Origin of the sequence: Mycobacterium palustre, assembly GCF_002101785.1 — a bacterium.
Lineage (GTDB): Bacteria > Actinomycetota > Actinomycetes > Mycobacteriales > Mycobacteriaceae > Mycobacterium > Mycobacterium palustre.
This window is the reverse complement of record NZ_LQPJ01000157.1, coordinates 1-17,314: the sequence shown is the minus strand read 5'-3', so window position 1 is coordinate 17,314 and position 17,314 is coordinate 1. Positions and strand designations below refer to the sequence as shown.

The following is a 17,314-nucleotide window of genomic DNA, read 5'->3' as shown; positions in this document are numbered from 1 at the left end:
TGACACATATCGCTGCGAAGATGCATTGATGGCCACGGTGAGCGGACGTGGCCCGACCGGGGGAGGCAGCGCATGACTGTCGAGGGCAGCGACATCCCGACCGGATCGGTGCCCGACGATCCGGCCGTGCACGCCCGCCCCCCGGCGCCTCACCATTCGCCGGCGCCTCACCCACCGGCACCTCACCACCCACCAACACCTCACCACCCACCGGCGCCGCTGCCGTCCCCGTCGAGGCCCAACCCGCTGGGCGTCCTGGTCGCGGCCGCGTTCGTCGCGCTGGCCGGCGTCGCCGCGATCACCTCGGTCGGCATCTACCTGTCGCGGGACCGGACGGCGTCGTCGCTGGCGCCGCAGACAGTCACGGTCACCAAATCGCCCAAAATGCCGACCTCGGCCGACGGAGCGGACGGCCTGTTTTTGTCGTCGCTGGCCAACTACGGGATCGCCGACAACGGCAGCGAGGCGGTGCGTCAGCGGTTCATGGAATTCGGTCACCAGACCTGCTTCTCGCTGCTGTTGCCGCAGCCGCGGCCGCTCGAGAACATGATCACAAACATCTTGACCGCCGAGAACGAGGACATCCGCGCCGATCCGTGGGCGCCGCACTTCAGCCATGACGACGCGGAGCATCTGGCACTGGCTGCGATCGCCGCCTTTTGCCCCAACGCGCAGAAGTAGCGACGACCCGCAGCAAGGTGCGGGGTCGAATGGGCGCCGTCGATCGCGAAATACATTCGCTTGCTGCTGATCTGGTTGACCACGGCCACCGGCGTCAGGCGCAGGTTGCATTTGGGTGCGTAGCCCTCGAGCGCCGGTCGTTTCCATAGCATCCAAAAACGAAGGCGCCCAGCTGGTTTGGGCTGGGCAAGGTTTTGGCGCCGCGTTCGAACGGCATCCGGCGTCGAAATCCCAACGCCCGGCCCCGCCGGCGCGGACGGCGCCAAAACTTGGGATCGGTAGCCGGGGCCGTCAATACGATTTTGCCATCGGCGATCATCGGGCGGTCGCCGCGTGGCGGAGGTAGGAATGTCCTTTCTCAACGCAGTTCCCGAGTACATGACGGCGGCGGCCTCGGACCTGGCGAACGTCGGTTCGTCGATCGCCTCGGCCAACGCCGCGGCCGCGGGGCCCACCTCGCAGCTGGTGGCCGCCGGCGCCGACGAGGTGTCCGCTGCCGTCGCGGCGCTGTTCGAAGGTCACGCGCGGGCGTACCAGGCGATCGGTGCTCAGGCTGCGGCGTTCCACGAGCGGTTCGTCGCGCTGCTGAACGCGGGCGCGGGCTCCTACACCAGCGCCGAGGCGACCGGCGCCGCTTCCCTGCAAAACGTGCCCGAGGATTTGCTGGGAGCGGTCAACGCCCCCTTCCAGACGCTGCTGGGGCGCCCGCTGATCGGTGACGGCGCCGACGGCACACCGGGAACCGGCGCCAACGGCCAAAACGGCGGGCTGTTGTGGGGCAACGGCGGCGCGGGCGGCTCGGGCGCGCCGGGCCAGAACGGCGGCAACGGCGGCAGCGGCGGCTTCCTGTTCGGCAACGGCGGCCCCGGAGGGGCCGGCGGACCGGCCGTCGGCAGCGGCCAGGCCGGCTTCGGCGGAAACGGCGGCAGCGCCGCGGGGCTCTTCGGCAACGGCGGCGCCGGCGGCCGGGGCGGCATTAGCCCGTTGGGCGTCGCCGGCGACGGCGGCTTCGGCGGGAACGGCGGCTTCCTGCTCGGCAACGGCGGCCCCGGCGGGGCCGGGGGCGACGGCTTCGTGGCCGGCTGGGGCGGGGCCGGCGGCGACGGCGCCGGCATGCTCTACGGCCTGGGTGGCGCCGGCGGTGCCGGGGGCACGGCCACCGACGCCGTGGGGGTCGCCGGCCTCGGCGGCAGCGGCGGCAGCGGCAACATCCTGTTCAACCTGATCAGCACCGGCGCGGACGGCGGCACCGGCGGCGCGGCCGTCGGCGCCACGAACATCGGCGGGCAGGGCGGACAGGGCGGCGGCGGCGCAGGTCTGCTGTGGGGCTTCGGTGGTCACGGCGGGTCCGGCGGCGCGGCCCTGACCAGCGGCGGCACCGGAGGGCCCGGCGGATACGGCGGCGACGGCGGCGCCTTCTTCGGCGTCGGCGGCGCCGGGGGCGACGGCGGGGCGGCGATCGGCGCCGGCACCGGTGGGGCGGGCGGCCTGGGCGGACTCGGCGGCCTCCTCTTCGGGCTCGGCGGCGCGGGCGGCAACGGCTACGGTGCGCCCGGGCTGGCGTTCGGGGGTAACGGCAGCCAGGGCGGCTACGGCGGCATCCTGTTCGGCATCGGCGGCGCCGGCGGCAACGGCGGCATCGGGGTGACGCCCGGCGTGGGCGGACCCGGTGGCTTCGGCGGCTATTTCCTGTTCGGCCCGAACGGCCCGAACGGGTCCACGCCGTAGCCTGGGCACACGCCGGTTAGCGGCGCGTTGACCTGGCTATTCTCGGTCATGCGCTCACCGAGGCGCGCGCCCCGGCATCGCCGGCGCCGCGGCCATGTGATCGCGGCGGGCGCCAAGGCGCTCGCCGCGTCGGCTCTGGTGCTCGCGGTCACGGGCGGCCGCCGCGGAGCTCGACGACGAATTGGGCATCGGCGCCACCGCATCCGACAGCGTCCCCCGCGACACGGTGCGGCTGACCGTCGGGACCGACGCCTCGACGTTCGTCCGCCTCGGTCACGCTTCGACGTCGCCGACCGCCACCACCGCCGCGGAGCCGATCACCACGGTCCCGGCCACCGGCACGCGCGAACCCGCGCCGGGCAACCTCACGCGCATGGCTGCCGACGACATCCCCTGCGTGAAATGACAAGGCCCCCTGGCTATTACCGTTCGTAGAGGCTGAGCGCCCGCGCCGCCGCCGTGGCCACCTGACCGCGCAGGTTCGAGATCGGCGGGCTGCCCCGCAGATGGATCGAGTTGGTGAGCAGGACGACGTAGGTGTCCGAGCCGGGGTCCATCCATAGCGTGGTGCCGGTGAAGCCGGTGTTGCCGAAGCTGCCGATAGGAAAGACCAGGCCCCGCGGCTTGGAGAAGCCCGTATCGATGTCCCAGCCGAAACCGAACAGGTTTTGCCCGGGGATCGCCGGATAGTGCGGGGCGTTTCGCGCGATGGCGGCCCGGGCGGCGCGGTTGGCCGCGTCGACTTGTTGCGGTGTGTGTCCGGGCTGCTGGGGGCTCGTCATCACCTCGAGGGTCGCCTGCCGCAGCGGGAACGTGCTCGGGCGGCCCGCGAGCCGATCGAGCAGGGCCTGCGCGTAGCTGCCGACGTCGCGGGCCGTCGAGAACACCCCGGCGTTCCCGGCCACGCCCCCCATGCGCCGCGCCGTCGGGTCGTGCACCGTGCCCCGAAGCAGCCGGAAAAAGTCGGGGTTCTTGCTTGGGTCGGCGCGGCTCTCCTCGTCGCGCGCCGTGGGCGCGATGCGCGGCAGGAGGCTGACGCTCCAGGCGCCGTCGGGACAGGGCGCGGGCGCTTGCGAGGCGGGGGCCCAGCCGACCGCGGCTCCCCAAACCTGGTGCGGCCCACACGCTTTGGCCACCGGAAGGTAGCGGGTGTCCTGCATGCCGAGCGGCGCGAAGACGTTGCGCTGCACGTAGACGTCTTCCGCCTCGCCGGTGATCTTCTCGACCAGCGCGCCAAGCAGTATGTAGTTGATGTCGGAGTAAAGGAATCCCTGCCCCGGGCTTGACTGCAGCGGGGTGACGAGCGCGCGGTGCACGCCTTCGGTTTTGTCCGGGGGGTCGAGTCCCCACGGATCGCCGAGGCTGACGTCGATACCCTCGCCCGACGTGTTGGTCAGCAGCGTCCGAACCGTCACCCGCGCGCGCTGCGGATCGTTCGCCGGGTTGAACTCGGGCAGGTACTTCTGCACCGGATCGTCGAACTGCAGCTTGCCCTGTTCGTAGAGCTGCATGACGGCGGTCGCCGTCGCCAGGCACTTGGTCAGCGAGGCCAGGTCGAAGATGGTGTTTTCGGTCATCGGCTCCGCGGGAGCGGGCGATCCGTCGAGCCCCGGTTCGCCGGCAAGCTTGCGCGAGCCATAGGCCTGGTGGAAGACGACCCTGCCCCCGTGGCCGACCGCAACGACGGCCCCCGGCAGCTGCCGTGCCGCGATGGCGTCGTCGACGAGCTTGGAGATCGCCGCGAATTCGGGTGCGGGAGGCTGGGATTCGGGGGTGGGCAGCGTGACTGGAGCCCGCGGTGGCCCCGCGACGACGGTGGGCGCCGCGCGCGGCGCATAGCCCGGTGCGGAAGCCGCGGCAAGGGCCAGGACGACGATGACGACGGCCCAGCGGACCAGCTTGCCGACGACGGGCATATCGCAAGGGTAGGTCTACGGTTCGGCGGTCCTAAAGTTGATCCCCGATGGTTTGGCGGTTCCCGATGACGTCGCGCGGGCGGCGGGTCACGGCGCTGGCCGGCGTGGTGGCGGCCGGCGCCGTCGGGGTGCCATGCGCCGCGGCGCCGGCGGCGGCCGACCCGCCCGCCCCCGCCGGCGCGGTGGTCCGGCCAGTCACCGCCGGGGAACTCGGCGCGAGCTGGCGGCCGGGTTGCCCGGTCCAGCCGGCGCGGCTGCGTCGGGTCTCCGTGGACCACATCGGCTTCGACGGCCAGACCCATCACGGCGAGCTGATCGTGCACGAAGACGTGGCGGCGGAGGTCGTCGCGATCTTCGATCAGCTTTACCGGCTGCGCTTTCCCATCGAGAAGATGCGCACCGTCGACCACTATCCGGGTGCCGACGACGAGCTGTCCATGGAAGACGACAACACCTCGGCGTTCAACTGCCGGGGCATCCCGGGAAGCGATCACTGGTCGCAGCACGCCTACGGCCGCGCGGTCGACCTCAATCCCCTGCTCAACCCGTGCATCTACCGCGACGGCGCGATCCAGCCGCAGAACGCGGCGTCCTATCGCGACCGCGGCCGCACCGACCCCGGGCTCCTGCACGGCGGCGATCCGGCCGTCTCGGTGTTCACCGACCGCGGCTGGCGGTGGGGCGGCTCGTGGGCGGGCCCGGTCGACTACCAGCATTTCGAGCGGCCCTGAGCGCGCCCGACCGTATCGTGAGGAGCATGTGCCCGCCCCCGATCAGCCGCCGCCAGCTGCTGGGGCTGGCCGCCGGCGTGGGCGTGGCGTCCCTGGCCGGCGCGTATTCGAGCCGGACACCGACGACCGACGTCGGCCTGGCCGCCACCACCTCGGCGACCTTGCTGTGCCGGGATGCCTGGGGCGCGCGTCCCGCCCGCTCCGGCGGGCGGCCCCACACCATCACCCGCATGACCCTGCACCACGAGGCCGTGGTCCTCGGCGACAACCGCAACGCCCCGGCGCACCTGCGGGCCGACCAGCGCTACCACCAGGACCAGCACGGCTGGATCGACATCGCCTACCACGTCGGCGTCGACCGCGACGGCAACATCTACGAACTGCGCAGCACCCAACTCGCCGGCGACACGGCGACCGACTACGACACCACCGGCCATTTCCTGGTGCTTTGTGAAGGAGACTTCGATCAAGAGGCCGTGTCGGAGGCCCAGTTGCACGGGGCCGCCCTCGCGTTCGCCTGGGCCGCCCAGAACTTTCGCGTGGCGAGCAGCACGCTGGCGGGCCACCGCGACCTGGCCCAGACGTCGTGCCCGGGCGCGAACCTGTATGCCCACCTCGCCTCGGGGGACCTCAGGCGCCGCGTCGACGACCTGTTGGCCGCCGGCCGAGTGGACCTGCAGCCCTTCTGCGGACCAGACGCTGCCGCCAGGGTCGCCGCCATCGAGGCCGGCGCCTAATCCGCCACGCCGCATCGCGGAAGCCGGTGCAGCGCTTCGGGATCGCTTTGCACCCGCAGCCGGCGCCGTCCGTCCCCGTCGGCCGCGACACCGACCGGCGCCTCGTTCGGGTCCGCGGGATGTCGTCGAGGCCCATCTCGTAGGTCACGGTGAAGGTGGCCTTGAAGTCGTAGAGCTTGTTTTCGGCGCTCACGGTGCCGTCGACGACCAGCCGCCCGTCCCCGGTGCGCGGCACGATGTCGGCGTCGAGGGCGTCGAGGCTGCGGTCCTGGCCGCCGATGTTGATGGTCTTCGGACCCTCCAGCAGGCACGGCGCGCCGGGGTCGAAGTCGCTCTCGTCGAGCCCGAATCCGTTCATCACGGTGTCGCGCACCTGCCGCAGGATGCTCCAGCCGGTGACCGCCAAAGCCGCCTTCTCACATGGGTTTTCGGCGAGCACCGATGGGGGCAGCTCCTCGCGGGCCTTCGGTCTCCTCCTGCCACGGCCGCTGCTGCGAGTCGAGGACGAACCAGACGCGATCCAGCGTGACGTCGAGGGTGGCCGTGGCGGAGTAGCCGGCGCCGCCCACGGACTGGGTGTACTTGTCGCCGCTGAACAGCTCGACCGTCTGATCCCGCACGCGGTCGCGATGGATTTCGATGATCGTGTCGGGCCGATGCATGTCGGTGCTGTACCCGAAAAGCCGCGTCTCGAAGTCACCCAACGACCTCGCCGGTCGAGCCGGGGTGGATGAGTCCGGGCGGCCGGGTCACCAATGCACCGGCGACGCTGACCCTTCCTAGCTCGTCGCCTTGACCGATACGAGGTCCTCCGTGAGGGCCTCCTCGGCCAGGTCCTCGAGCTCTTTGCCTTTCGTCTCCGGTCCCAGCAGGTAGCCGAGGACCGTCAACACCCACAGACCGGCGATCGCCAGGTATGGCGTCTGTAACCCGTAATGCGTGATGCCCCAGCCAACGACAGTCGGAGCAGCGATGGATACGATCCGACCACCGCCCACCGCGATTCCGAAGCCGGTGCCGCGCAACACAGTTGGGAAAAGTTCGGAGACGTAGGTGTCGCCGACGCCCCAAAGCCAGCCGAGGGTGGCAATGGCGATCGCCCCGAAGACCAGGTACCTGTCCAGCGAGTGGGACGTCGCGGCCGAAACGGTCGAGACGATCTCGATGACCGCGGCGAGGATCGCCGACGGTCGTCGGCCCACCCAATCGGCCAGCGCGGTGCCCAGGTAGACGAACACGACCTGCAGCAGGAAGAACACCAGCGCGTAACGGATCGCGTCGATCGAGGATGCGTGGAATCTCTTCACGATGTACGTCGTCAAAAAGACTGTCACGCCCCAGTATCCGACCGCGTTGGCGGTGTAGATGAACCAGCCGGAGACCAGGCGCCGCCGCACGCCGGGAAGCTGCCAAAGCCGTGGCTTCGCTATCCCGCTGACGACCTTGGCCTGCACGTCGGTGTAGCGGTGCGACTCTTTGATGCCCCGGCGAATGAGGAACAAGGCGATGGCCGGGACGATCGCCACGATGAACGCGGATTGCCAGCCGAAGTGGGGGACCAAGGCCAGCGCGACGGCGGCGGCCAGGACGTATCCCAATGAGAAGAGGGAAAAGATCACGCCGCCGACGCCTATGGCGCGGGTCTTCGCGGGCCAGACTTCTGCGGTGTAGGGCGCGCCGACCGCCAGTTCTCCGGCGCCGCCCACACCAGTGAGGAAACGAAGTCCGGTGAAGGCGGCGATATTCGTGGTCAGTCCGGCCACCGAAGTGGTGATGCCGTAGAGCAGGATCGACGCCCCGAGCGTGGCTTTGCGCCCCCACCTGTCGGCGGCGTATCCGAAGCCGATGGTGCCGATGGTGTAGCCGAGCAAAAAGATCGATCCGATGTACCCGGCTTCGGCGTCGGTGATCTGCAACGTCTTCTTGATGTCCGGCAGCACCAAACCGTAGATGTTCACCGCATATGAATCGAAGCCATAACCCAGTCCGGCCGTCACCGCGACGAAGAGGGCCTGCTTGAAAGTCACAGGTACAGCGCGAGGCGCCTGCGTCGGCAGGCCGTTCACCTTCAATGTCACGCGCGAACGGTATGCGGCCGGGCTATCGCTGCAGAAGCGTCACGATCGAGCTGATCAAAAAGCGTTCTGAACTCCCGCAGAGTGCTGCTCGGGCTCCAGAGGGAGTTCATTCGCGACGCCACGAAGTGACGTGACGGGGTGTAATCGTTGACAGCGAGCAGTTTCAGCTCGTCACTCGGATGCCGTCGTCGCCGGAGCAGTGCCCGGAGGCGCCGGGCTCGTGGTACTCGTGGGGGTCACGGAGCTCGTAGGCCGCACAGGACTCGTCGAGCTGGTCGGGCTCGTGGAGCGTGTCGGGCTGGTAGAGCTCGTCGGGCTCGCGGGCGTCGGGGTCGTCGCGCTTGTGGGCGTGGTAGTCGCAAGGCCCGGGCCTTCGCCGCACCAGTCGGCAACATCCTTCGGGTACTGCTCGAGCGGTGGTGGACAACGCTGCCCCGGCGGAAAATTTGCACCGGCGTTGAGCAGATCGCAGGGCACGTAGACCTGCTTGCCCTTGGGGGTGTTGGTCAGGCACTTCGTCGGCGGCTCGCCGTGGGCCGTCACAGGAATGGCGGCCGCGGCCACCACGGCGCCCAGCACCCAAGCAAGACGGCGATAGGTCATGAGAGCTCCTCGTTGTGCCTGCAGACATCGATCACTGGGGTTCACCGTTGGCTATCCAAGCAAACGTGGCCGCGATGCGGTGCCGGCAGTGCACAGACGTGACTCGACGTCATCGCCGTGAACGGCACATTCTCGGTGGAGCTGCCGACTGACCGCGACGTTTCGTGAAAGGCGCTGGCGGAGGTTAAGGGCTACGCCGGGGGAGGTAAGACGAGCCACTTCCAGAAGATTGGCCGGTTCGTCGGCATCTACCAGACCCAAAATAACGGTTCACTACCTGATGCAACTTGGTACGTGGTGAATCAATACTTGGGCCGGCCGCCCGCCCGGCGCCAGAAGCCGGTCTCTTCATCGAAACCTTTCACCAGCTCAGGGTAAGGTTTCGACACTCCTGCCATATGGCATTTCGGCAGCACTTCTGCCCAGTGATCAGCGCCGGATCGCCGGCCCGGAAGTTAATTGCGTTGCCGCGTGTTGATACCCGCGTAGAATGAATTGTCCTGCCGAAGGTCGGCGGGGATGCTCGAAGAAACACAAAACAAGGGGCTGAACGGTTTCGACTTCGCGCATCGAATCAAGGGAAGCGTGCCGGTGCAGGCAAGAGACCACCGTAAGCGTCGTTGCAACCATATAAGCGCCGATTCACATCAGCGCGACTACGCTCTCGCTGCCTAAGCGACAGCTAGTCCGTCAGACCGGGAACGCCCTCGACCCGGAGCCTGGCGTCAGCTAGAGGGATCCACCGGTGAGTCCGGTCGCGGGACTCATCGGGACATACACAGCGACTGGGATCGTCATCCCGGCTGGTTCGCGTGACCGGGAGATCCGAGTAGAGGCATAGCGAACTGCGCACGGAGAAGCCTTGAGGGAATGCCGTAGGACCCGGGTTCGATTCCCGGCAGCTCCACTACGCAGGTCAACACGCGTCAGCACATCGGGCGCTGCCTGCGCCGAGGATCCCAACGATCCCGGCAAGGGCGCCCCCAGCATCGACGACTTGGGGCACATGTGCGCCTCACGGCTGATACAGGCGGGTGTTCCATCCCCTTAGATACGGGCCCATTTAGGCCACGAATCGACCAAGACGACGGTTGTACTGTTACGGCCACTTGGACCGCAGTAGTCATGTTGTCGCAGCCGACGTGATCGGCGCGATCCGGCGAAAGCCGAGCGGCCCCCCGGGGTCTTGCGACCCCGGGGGGCACTCGGTGCCGGATAAAGCGGGCTTTGCGCTAGTTGATGCCGACGACGTCCTGCGCGATGGCCGCGACGCGGGTCTGCGCCGCGGAGACGACGCGCTGACGGCTCTTGTGCGCCTCCTCGTAGGCGAGAATCGAGCGAACGTCGTCGGGCGCGGTCAGCTTCTTGATCGCGGCGATCGCGTCGGTGATGCTCAGGTCGTCGTACTTGCGGATGGGCAGTTCCTTGGCGTCCAGCACGCCGACGGCCGTGCGACTCGAATGCAGCGCGTCGGCGGCCCCGGTCGCGCCCTCGGAACGGCTGACCCGCTCGGCGGCCTTCAGCGCGGCGCTCTGCGACGCGGCCAGCGCCTTCGCGGCGACCTCACCCGCGTTGCCGCCGCGTTTGACCAGGTCGTTCAGCGCCGGACCGGTGGAGCGCAGCGTGTCTACGGCCCTGTCCACCCCGCGGGCCGACCACGCGACCGGCAGGTTGACCAGCTTTACCGCCGTGCCGGCGGCCGCCTGCAGCGGCGTGCGACGAAGGGCCGCGGGCCCGCCGAGCGCGTCCTCGGCCAGCACGGTGGTCAACCAGTCCACCGTGGCCGAGTGGGCATCGATCAGGCGGTCCGCCAGATCGACGATGTCCTGCCGCTTCGCGGCCACGGCCAGCGCCTTGGTGTAACGCGCGCGGTCCAACAGCTGGTCCTCGAGCGCAAGGTCACCCAGCAGCGCCTCGTCGAACGGTCCCGCCTGCTCGGTCAGCGCCTTGACCGCCGCGGCGGCGCGACCGAGGAACGGTCCGATCACGTCGGGGTAGCCGCCGAGCTTGCGGATCGCGGACTGCAGCGAGGCGGCCCGCTTGCGGCCATTCGCGGCGTTCTGCTTGAGTTCGCGGCGCACCGCCTCGGTGTGCGCCTGTGCGACACGCGTTTCCGCGATCTGGATTTCGGTGTTGGTCAGGTCCAGCAGCGTGCGCAGCTGGGCGAGCAAACGAGAGGTATCGGGTGCAGTCATCTGCTAAGGCCTCCTGGCGATTGAAGTTCCGGTGTTGGCGCGAGCGCGCCCTAACTGTTGGCTACCCGCTCACCGGGGGGTGACTAACATTCGCCCCGAACGTGTGACGTATGTCGCTTTCACGGGCGTGTGCGCCGGTTACGCGCTCAGATCACGAAATTGAGGTTTTCGACGATCCGGGCGGCGACGTCCGTGTCGCCGCCCAGCTGCACGTCCTGGACGCGCGCGGAGCTCATGGGCCGACCCCCGGAGAGCCTGGCGAACTGCAGCCCGTCGAGCCTGATGGTCACCGTCTGTTGCTCACCGGCGAAGTCGTCGACCACCTGGGCGCGACCGTTGACCCGGACCCGGATGCTGCGCGCCAGGGGCCCGGTCAGCTCGAACAGCACGCGGGACCCGGCGGGGGCTTTGGCCCGCTTGCCCACCACGTACCCCATGGTGGCCGCGATCTCGTCGAGCGAGAGTCGGGACGCGTTCCCGTCCAGCTCGTCGTCGGACGACGGCCGCGCCAGCGCGTCACGCACGTCCTGCTCGTGCATCCAGCAGTCGAACACGCGCACCCGCATGAACCGCCCGTAGCTCTCGGGGCCCACCGGCGTCGCCGTCACCGCGTTCCACTCCTCGTCGGGCATGAGGGTCAGCGCCGCGCGGCGGTCCTGCGTCACCGAGCGGAAGCGATCGAGAACGTCCGCGCCCGATTCCCCGCCGAGATGGCGCACCCAGCACTCGTTCATCGCCCCGATGTCGTTGCGCACGTGGTCGAGCGCCGCGACGTCGACGTCGGGCTGCGGGGCCGCAACGCCGGCCAGGAAGGATTCCGTCCCGACCATGTGCGACACGACGGCCTTCACGTCCCACCCCGGCAGCGGGGTCGGCGCCCGCCAGCGGTTCTCGGGCAGGCCGTCCAGCAGCGCGGCGATGGAGTCCCACACCGCGAAGAGCCCGGCCAACACGTCGGATTTGTCGAGGAGGGTGACGGGCCGCTCTGCCATGCTCGGATCGTAGGCCGATCACCTGCCGATGAAGCTACCGATCCGGAAAAGAAGCAGGCCGCCGACGGTCAGCACGCCGCCGACGGCGACCATCGGCGCGGGCCCCGCAAACACGCTGACCCAGGCGCCCGCCACGACGGCCACCAGCGCGTGCGCGAGGCGCAGCCCGACGAACAACTGTTCCCGCAGCACCGATGCCAGCACCGGCCGAGGAATGATGCGACCCAACCGGACGAGGATCGCGATCAGCGCCGCGGTGACCAGCCCGGCCGCCACGCGGATCGTCGCGGTCGGGTGCCCCTCGTGGCGCAGCCCGGCCGCGAAGGCGACCAGGAAACCGAGGACGGTCGCGGCGATGGTCACCAGCCGCAGCACCCGGCGCAGCACCACCCCGATATTCGCGCGAGCCAGGTCGCCCAATGCCGGGTCGAGGCCCGCCGCGCCCAGAAACCCCCGCAAGGCCGCCACGAAACCACCGCGGCGCATCCGGTTGACGGCCAGGTTGTTGAGCGCCTCGGCGTTGCCCGGGTCGAGCGCCAGCGCCTGGCGGTACGCCGCGTCCGACTCGGCGATCCTGCCCAGGTCGTGCAGGATGGAGCCGCGCAGGACCAGCGTGTCGACGTCCGTGGGCGCAAGGCGCAGCGCCTCGTCGACCGCCTGCAGCGCCGCGGCGTGTTGACGCCATTTGTGCAGCAGCCGCGCGTACAGGCGGTGGGTCATCGGCTCGTTCGGGTGGGCGACCACCGTGCGCCAGGCCATCCACATGCTGTCGTAGTAGCGGCCCAGGCCATCGAGCGACAGCGCGTAGATGCGCATCGCCAGCTCGTCCTGCGGAGCCACCGACAGGGCCGCATAGGCGCTGGACGCGGCGGCGGCGTGGTTGTCGAGCAGGTATTCGGCGCGGGCGTAGTGGGCCAATAGGCCCGGGTCGTTCGGGTGCTGCGACAACGCCTGCCGCAGGACGTCGCGACCACGCGCGTAGTTCCTGCTGTCGATATACGCCCCTGCCACCTGAACGGCGTGGTCCGCTCCGCCCAGCTCGTTGAGGCCGGAGTCCGGCATCAGCGAAATTTCCGGCGCCGCAGGTACTTCGCCAGTTCGTCGTAGGTGCCGTCGTTGTTGGAAAACTCGACGACGTTGCGGGCCGTCTCGAACCAGGGCCCGGTGCTGGGGCGGATCTGCGCGGCGGCGGCGTTGACGTCGGCCATCGTGACCGGGCGGACCTCTCCGGCCCGCATCGAGTCGGCCATCGCCAATTGCGTTGCGGTGTCACAGATGTGCGCGAGGTCCGCGCCGGAGAGGCCCTCGGTGCGGCCGGCGATCGACCGCAGGTCGATGCCGGCCACCGGCCGATCGCGCAGGTGGAAGCGGACGATGCCGGCCCTTGCCTCGGCGTCGGGCAGGCCGACGAAGATCATCCGATCGAACCGGCCGGGTCGGCGCAGGGCCGGATCGATGTCCCACGGGGCGTTGGTCGCGCCGAGCACATAGACCCCGTCGTTGCCGGAACCGGCCGAGTCCAGTTCTTCCAGCAGGGTGTTGACCACGGTGCGGAGGCCGGCGTAGCTGCTCAAGCCGGAGCGCCGGTACCCCAAGGCATCCAACTCGTCGAAGAACAGCACGCACGGGGCGTTGCGTCGGGCGGTTTCGAAGATCGCGTGCATGCTGCGTTCGGACTCGCCGAAATAGCGGTGCAGGACGTCGGCGATGCCCACCTGGTAGAAGCTCGCGCCCATCTCACCCGAAATAGCTTTGGCGATATAGGTTTTGCCGCAGCCGGGGGGCCCGTAGAGCAGCAGCCCGCCGCGGGCCGAGATTTTGTAGGCCTTCATCAGCTCGGGGTTGCGGATCGGGCCGAGCAGCGAGAGTTGAATCTGTTGTTTGACCTCGGCCATGCCCGCGACGTCGGCGAGGCGGACCTGGCTGCGCTCGACGACGTCGTAGTCGTCGTCGTTAACCGCGTCGGGGGGCGATTCGACGAAGGCGGGTTCGATGATGCCCTCGACTTCCTTCTCGGCAACCGACCAGTCGAAGTTCTCGTTCGCACCGGGGGTGCCCGCCAGCGCCGCGCTGCATCGCTGCACCAGGCTCAGGGCGGCCGCGTTGCCGGCGTCCTGGGCCAGCGCCGCGCTGCAGTGGCTGAGCGCCTCCGCGAAGCGGCCGCGGTCGGCCAGCAGGCCGGCGAGATGCACGCGCAGCTCGACCACCTCGGGGCTGCGTTCCACCGCGCCCGACAACTCCCGGATCACCGGGTCCTCGGAATCAAACCCGCCCAACGCAAGCCCCCCCGCCACGACTCTGCTGCCGACGGCACCAATCGTAAGGCGCGCCGCGGGAGCTAGTTTGCGGCAATCATCGCCACGGAGCCCATGGCCATCACCATGCCGACCCCCTGGCAGCGGCTCACCCGCTCGCGCAACACCACCATCGCCAGCACCACCGTCGCGGCCGGATACAGCGAGATCAAGATGCTGGCCAGCGAAAGCATCCAGGTGTGCAGCGCCAGCAGCATGGTCACGTTGGCGCACGTGTCCAGCAGGGCCACGCAGAGCGCCAGCTTCAGCGGCTTGCCCCTCGGCAGCCGCAGGTTCTTGCTGGCAGCGGCCATGACGAACACCACCGCGGTCGCCGACAGCCGCGCGAACACCAGCGGCCACAGCTTGCAGGCCTGCGGCGCCTGGTGCAAAAACACCAGGTTGAGCCCCATCGCCGAGCCCGCCAGGATCGTCAGCCAGGCCACCCTCGGGGTGAACCGGTACGGCGTGCCCCCTTCGGCGGTGGCCTCGCGGCTCACCAGCATGACCGCGACCAACGCCAGCGCGACGCCCAAGGACGCCGCCTGGCCCGGCCGCTCCCCCAGCGCCACCCCGACCGCCACCGGCACGGCGGCGTTGAGCACCGCCGCCAGCGGGGAGACCACCGAGATCGGGCCGGCGCCCAGCGCGGCGAAGAACGCCCACATGCCGAACGCCATGCCGATCCCGTACAGGCCACCCCACAGCACGGCGCCGGACTGGATCGGGCCGCCGACCGCGAGGGCGAGCGCGCCCATGATCAGGGTCTCGAGCGGATAGGCCACGAGCATCACCCGCAGCGCGGCCACCCGTCGAGCGGCTACACCGCCCACGAAGTCGCTGACGCCGTACGTCACGGCCGACAACTGGGCGTACGCCGCCCCAATCAGTTCATGCCCTTGGCTCGGCGACCCAGCACGCGACGCACCTCGCGCTGGGCATCGCGGCGGGCCATGTCCTGGCGCTTGTCGTAGGCTCGCTTGCCGCGCGCGAGTGCGAGCTCGACCTTGACCTTTCCTTCTGAGAAATACAAAGACATTGGCACGAGCGCGAGGTTACCATCTCGTATCTTGCCGACCAGTCTGTCGATTTGTTGCCGATGTAACAACAACTTTCGAGTGCGACGTGGGTCATGGTTGGTCCAGCTACCGTGTTGGTACTCGGGAATGTGCAAGTTACGCAACCACACTTCGCCGTCGTCGACGGTTGCGAACGCATCGACCAACGAGGCGTGCCCCTCGCGCAGGCTCTTGACTTCGGTGCCCTGTAACGCCACGCCAGCCTCGAAAACTTCGACGATCGAATAGTCGTGCCGCGCTTTGCGATTGGTGGCGATCACCTGTTTGCTGCCGCGCTTGCCGCCGGCCGCCTTGCCCCGAGGCGAGTTGCCGGCCACAGCTACCGCCGCACGTAGAGACGCAGCGCCGCGTAGGACGTCAATCCCGCCATCGACACGCCGAGCAGGAAAAGGATTGGGGAGATGTAAAGAATGTCGGCGTAGTCAACGCGCGCGATCAGGTTGGCTTGATAGAACTGGTTCAGCGCGTCGTCCAAAAACGTTGCGCGCACCAGGATCAGGCCGGCGATCGCGATCGCCACACCGACGGCCGCGGCGAACATCGCCTCGACCAGAAACGGCAGCTGCGTGTACCAGCGGCTGGCGCCGACCAGCCGCATGATCCCGATTTCCTCGCGCCGCGTATACGCCGCGACCTGGACCATATTGGCAATCAACAGGATCGCGCCGACCGCCTGCACCAGCGCGACGGCGAACGCGACGTCGCTCAAACCGTCGAGCACCGCGAACAGCCGGTCGATCAAGTCTTTCTGGTTCAGCACCGACAGCACCCCGGGCTGGCCCTGCATGGCCGAGTCGAAGTCCTTGTGCTGCTCGGGGTTGTTCAGCTTGACGATGAACGACGCGGGAAACGAATCCTTCCCGGCAACGTCCTTGTACTGCGGGAACTTCCGGATCGCATCGTCGTAAGCGTCCTGGCGGTTGAGGAATCGCACCGACTTGACGTCTTCGCGGCCTTCGATCTTTTCGCGCAACGGCTTGCACGGATTGGCGCTGCACGACGGGTCGTTGGCCGACACGTCCTCGGTGAGAAAGACCTGCGTCTCGACGCGATCGAGGTAGATGGCGCGCGAGTTGTCGGCCAGCCGAACCACCAGCAGGCCGCCGCCGAACAGGCCGATCGAGATCGCCGTCGTCAGGATCATCGCGGCCGTCATCGTGACGTTGCGACGAAGGCCGGTCAGGACCTCGTTGAGCAGGAAGCCAAAGCGCACTTAGCGGTCCATCCCATAGATGCCGCGCTGCTCGTCGCGCACGAGCCGGCCCAGCGACAGCTCGACCACCCGCTGGCGCATCGAGTCGACGATGTGGTGGTCGTGCGTGGCCATCACCACCGTCGTGCCCGTGCGGTTGATGCGCTCCAACAAATCCATGATGTCCTTACTGGTGTCGGGGTCGAGGTTGCCGGTGGGCTCGTCGGCCAGCAGCACCAGGGGCCGGTTGACGAAGGCGCGGGCGATCGCGACCCGCTGCTGCTCGCCGCCGGACAGCTCGTGCGGCAACCGGTTGGCCTTGCCGGACAGGCCCACGGTTTCGAGCACCTCGGGCACCACCCGATTGATCGCGTCTCGCCTCCTGCCGATCACTTCGAGCGCGAACGCGACGTTTTCGTAGACCGTCTTTTGCTGCAGCAGCCGGAAGTCCTGGAATACGCAGCCAATTACCTGCCGCAGCTTGGGGATGTGACGCCCGGGCAGTTTGTTGACGTGAAACTTCGAGAGCCGCACATCGCCGGCCGTCGGCGACTCCTCGCCCAGCAGGAGCCGCATGAACGTCGACTTACCCGAACCCGACGGACCGATCAGGAAGACGAACTCACCCTTGTCGATTTTGACGTTGATGTCTTCCAACGCCGGGCGCGCCGACGCCTTGTACTTCTTGCTGACATGGTCAAGGGTGATCATCACGGCACGCCAGTGTAGCGGTGAATTTCGCTGGGCAACCGAAGTCAACCGACCGGCGGTGGCGGGGTCGGCACCGGCCCGGGCCCCGGCGGGGGTGGCTGCGACGGCGACGTGGTGGGGCTGGCGCTCGGCGGGCAGAAGGGCGGCGGCAGCAGGCACGGCGGCGTCGGCAGCACGAACGGCGGCGGCGGCGTGGTGGTCGTCGTCACCGGCGGCGGCGTCGTCGTTGTCGTTGTCGTCGGCGTCGTGGTCGTCGGCGTGGGAATGATCGTGACCGTCTGCGGCGGCTGCTGGACCTCGCTGCGCGGCACCCAGGTGTAGTTCGGGTCGGGCACGAAACCGGGCGGCACCACCTGGGGGGGCGGCGGCTTGGGGGC

General features: G+C 68.9%; 18 protein-coding genes, 1 other RNA gene and 1 pseudogene. 6 read left to right on the top strand and 14 right to left on the bottom strand.

Going from position 1 to position 17,314, the window contains the following annotated elements; all coding sequences use genetic code 11:
- Window positions 1-72 precede the first annotated feature (72 nt).
- The 3 genes from AWC19_RS28520 to AWC19_RS28510 all read left to right on the top strand — a co-directional run bounded on the left by AWC19_RS28520 (window position 73) and on the right by AWC19_RS28510 (window position 2,815).
- Window positions 73-681 carry a DUF732 domain-containing protein gene (locus AWC19_RS28520; RefSeq protein ID WP_085081416.1) on the top strand — a complete coding sequence of 203 codons (609 nt, stop codon included), beginning with the start codon at window positions 73-75 and terminating at the stop codon, window positions 679-681.
- Between the two features lie 348 nt (window positions 682-1,029).
- Window positions 1,030-2,409: a PE family protein gene (locus AWC19_RS31345; RefSeq protein WP_085081415.1), complete on the top strand. Its 1,380-nt coding sequence runs from the start codon at window positions 1,030-1,032 to the stop codon at window positions 2,407-2,409.
- Between the two features lie 181 nt (window positions 2,410-2,590).
- Entirely contained in the window at window positions 2,591-2,815 is a 225-nt protein-coding gene (locus tag AWC19_RS28510; protein ID WP_085081414.1) for a hypothetical protein, read from the top strand.
- Between the two features lie 16 nt (window positions 2,816-2,831).
- Here the strand turns inward: AWC19_RS28510 and AWC19_RS28505 are convergent, their stop codons facing one another.
- Window positions 2,832-4,325: a serine hydrolase domain-containing protein gene (locus tag AWC19_RS28505; RefSeq protein ID WP_085081413.1), complete on the bottom strand. Its 1,494-nt coding sequence runs from the start codon at window positions 4,323-4,325 to the stop codon at window positions 2,832-2,834.
- Between the two features lie 47 nt (window positions 4,326-4,372).
- Here AWC19_RS28505 and AWC19_RS28500 point away from each other — a divergent pair, with 47 nt between their 5' ends.
- Window positions 4,373-5,056, top strand: a complete 684-nt coding sequence (locus AWC19_RS28500) for a M15 family metallopeptidase (RefSeq protein ID WP_211285024.1) — start codon at window positions 4,373-4,375, stop codon at window positions 5,054-5,056.
- 26 nt (window positions 5,057-5,082) lie between these two features.
- Entirely contained in the window at window positions 5,083-5,793 is a 711-nt protein-coding gene (locus tag AWC19_RS28495) for an N-acetylmuramoyl-L-alanine amidase (RefSeq protein ID WP_245849403.1), read from the top strand.
- On the opposite strand, the gene AWC19_RS28490 is transcribed toward AWC19_RS28495, so the two are convergent.
- From AWC19_RS28490 to AWC19_RS29785, 4 genes are all read right to left on the bottom strand, one after another.
- A complete protein-coding gene (locus AWC19_RS28490; protein ID WP_142281466.1) occupies window positions 5,687-6,232 on the bottom strand; it encodes a hypothetical protein in 546 nt (181 codons plus the stop codon). The two genes, AWC19_RS28495 and AWC19_RS28490, sit on opposite strands and share 107 nt — an antisense overlap.
- Complete coding sequence (locus AWC19_RS28485; RefSeq protein WP_142281465.1) at window positions 6,210-6,455, bottom strand: hypothetical protein; 246 nt, start codon at window positions 6,453-6,455, stop codon at window positions 6,210-6,212. The genes AWC19_RS28490 and AWC19_RS28485 overlap by 23 nt, the downstream gene beginning before the upstream one ends.
- Before the next feature lie 117 nt (window positions 6,456-6,572).
- Complete coding sequence (locus tag AWC19_RS28480) at window positions 6,573-7,820, bottom strand: MFS transporter (RefSeq protein ID WP_085081410.1); 1,248 nt, start codon at window positions 7,818-7,820, stop codon at window positions 6,573-6,575.
- Window positions 7,821-8,034: 214 nt separating this feature from the next.
- Window positions 8,035-8,253: a hypothetical protein gene (locus tag AWC19_RS29785; protein WP_085081409.1), complete on the bottom strand. Its 219-nt coding sequence runs from the start codon at window positions 8,251-8,253 to the stop codon at window positions 8,035-8,037.
- Window positions 8,254-9,016: 763 nt separating this feature from the next.
- On the opposite strand from AWC19_RS29785, the gene ssrA reads away from it, so the two are divergent.
- Window positions 9,017-9,384, top strand: a transfer-messenger RNA (tmRNA) gene (ssrA, locus tag AWC19_RS28470).
- A 322-nt stretch (window positions 9,385-9,706) separates the two neighbouring features.
- Here ssrA and AWC19_RS28465 read toward each other — a convergent pair.
- The 9 genes and pseudogenes from AWC19_RS28465 to AWC19_RS28425 all read right to left on the bottom strand — a co-directional run.
- Window positions 9,707-10,669 carry a hypothetical protein gene (locus AWC19_RS28465; protein WP_085081408.1) on the bottom strand — a complete coding sequence of 321 codons (963 nt, stop codon included), beginning with the start codon at window positions 10,667-10,669 and terminating at the stop codon, window positions 9,707-9,709.
- Window positions 10,670-10,815: 146 nt separating this feature from the next.
- Window positions 10,816-11,661: a maleylpyruvate isomerase family mycothiol-dependent enzyme gene (locus tag AWC19_RS28460; RefSeq protein ID WP_085081407.1), complete on the bottom strand. Its 846-nt coding sequence runs from the start codon at window positions 11,659-11,661 to the stop codon at window positions 10,816-10,818.
- Between the two features lie 18 nt (window positions 11,662-11,679).
- Complete coding sequence (locus AWC19_RS28455) at window positions 11,680-12,723, bottom strand: tetratricopeptide repeat protein (RefSeq protein WP_085081406.1); 1,044 nt, start codon at window positions 12,721-12,723, stop codon at window positions 11,680-11,682.
- Window positions 12,723-13,955, bottom strand: a complete 1,233-nt coding sequence (locus AWC19_RS28450) for an AAA family ATPase (RefSeq protein WP_085081405.1) — start codon at window positions 13,953-13,955, stop codon at window positions 12,723-12,725. The genes AWC19_RS28455 and AWC19_RS28450 overlap by 1 nt, the downstream gene beginning before the upstream one ends.
- Before the next feature lie 44 nt (window positions 13,956-13,999).
- A complete protein-coding gene (locus AWC19_RS28445) occupies window positions 14,000-14,845 on the bottom strand; it encodes an EamA family transporter (protein WP_483869939.1) in 846 nt (281 codons plus the stop codon).
- The gene (smpB, locus tag AWC19_RS28440; RefSeq protein WP_085081404.1) at window positions 14,842-15,351 is read right to left on the bottom strand and encodes an SsrA-binding protein SmpB; all 510 of its coding nucleotides are present in this window, start codon (window positions 15,349-15,351) and stop codon (window positions 14,842-14,844) included. Before smpB ends, AWC19_RS28445 begins: the two co-directional genes overlap by 4 nt.
- Before the next feature lie 2 nt (window positions 15,352-15,353).
- Window positions 15,354-16,247 (bottom strand): permease-like cell division protein FtsX, encoded by an 894-nt coding sequence (gene ftsX / locus AWC19_RS28435; RefSeq protein ID WP_085081403.1) that lies wholly within the window; start codon window positions 16,245-16,247, stop codon window positions 15,354-15,356.
- A complete protein-coding gene (ftsE, locus tag AWC19_RS28430; protein WP_085081443.1) occupies window positions 16,248-16,937 on the bottom strand; it encodes a cell division ATP-binding protein FtsE in 690 nt (229 codons plus the stop codon). It lies immediately after the preceding gene.
- Between the two features lie 44 nt (window positions 16,938-16,981).
- Window positions 16,982-17,314 (bottom strand): annotated as a pseudogene (locus AWC19_RS28425) (hypothetical protein); the annotation flags it as partial.

Bases quoted from the DNA above. Each gene is read 5' to 3' on its own strand.
- AWC19_RS28520 (WP_085081416.1), top strand. From the start codon at position 73: ATGACTGTCGAGGGCAGCGACATCCCGACCGGATCGGTGCCCGACGAT.
- AWC19_RS31345 (WP_085081415.1), top strand. From the start codon at position 1,030: ATGTCCTTTCTCAACGCAGTTCCCGAGTACATGACGGCGGCGGCCTCG.
- AWC19_RS28505 (WP_085081413.1), bottom strand. From the start codon at position 4,325: ATGCCCGTCGTCGGCAAGCTGGTCCGCTGGGCCGTCGTCATCGTCGTC.
- AWC19_RS28500 (WP_211285024.1), top strand. From the start codon at position 4,373: ATGGTTTGGCGGTTCCCGATGACGTCGCGCGGGCGGCGGGTCACGGCG.
- AWC19_RS28495 (WP_245849403.1), top strand. From the start codon at position 5,083: ATGTGCCCGCCCCCGATCAGCCGCCGCCAGCTGCTGGGGCTGGCCGCC.
- AWC19_RS28485 (WP_142281465.1), bottom strand. From the start codon at position 6,455: ATGCATCGGCCCGACACGATCATCGAAATCCATCGCGACCGCGTGCGG.
- AWC19_RS28465 (WP_085081408.1), bottom strand. From the start codon at position 10,669: ATGACTGCACCCGATACCTCTCGTTTGCTCGCCCAGCTGCGCACGCTG.
- AWC19_RS28460 (WP_085081407.1), bottom strand. From the start codon at position 11,661: ATGGCAGAGCGGCCCGTCACCCTCCTCGACAAATCCGACGTGTTGGCC.
- AWC19_RS28455 (WP_085081406.1), bottom strand. From the start codon at position 12,723: ATGCCGGACTCCGGCCTCAACGAGCTGGGCGGAGCGGACCACGCCGTT.
- ftsE (WP_085081443.1), bottom strand. From the start codon at position 16,937: ATGATCACCCTTGACCATGTCAGCAAGAAGTACAAGGCGTCGGCGCGC.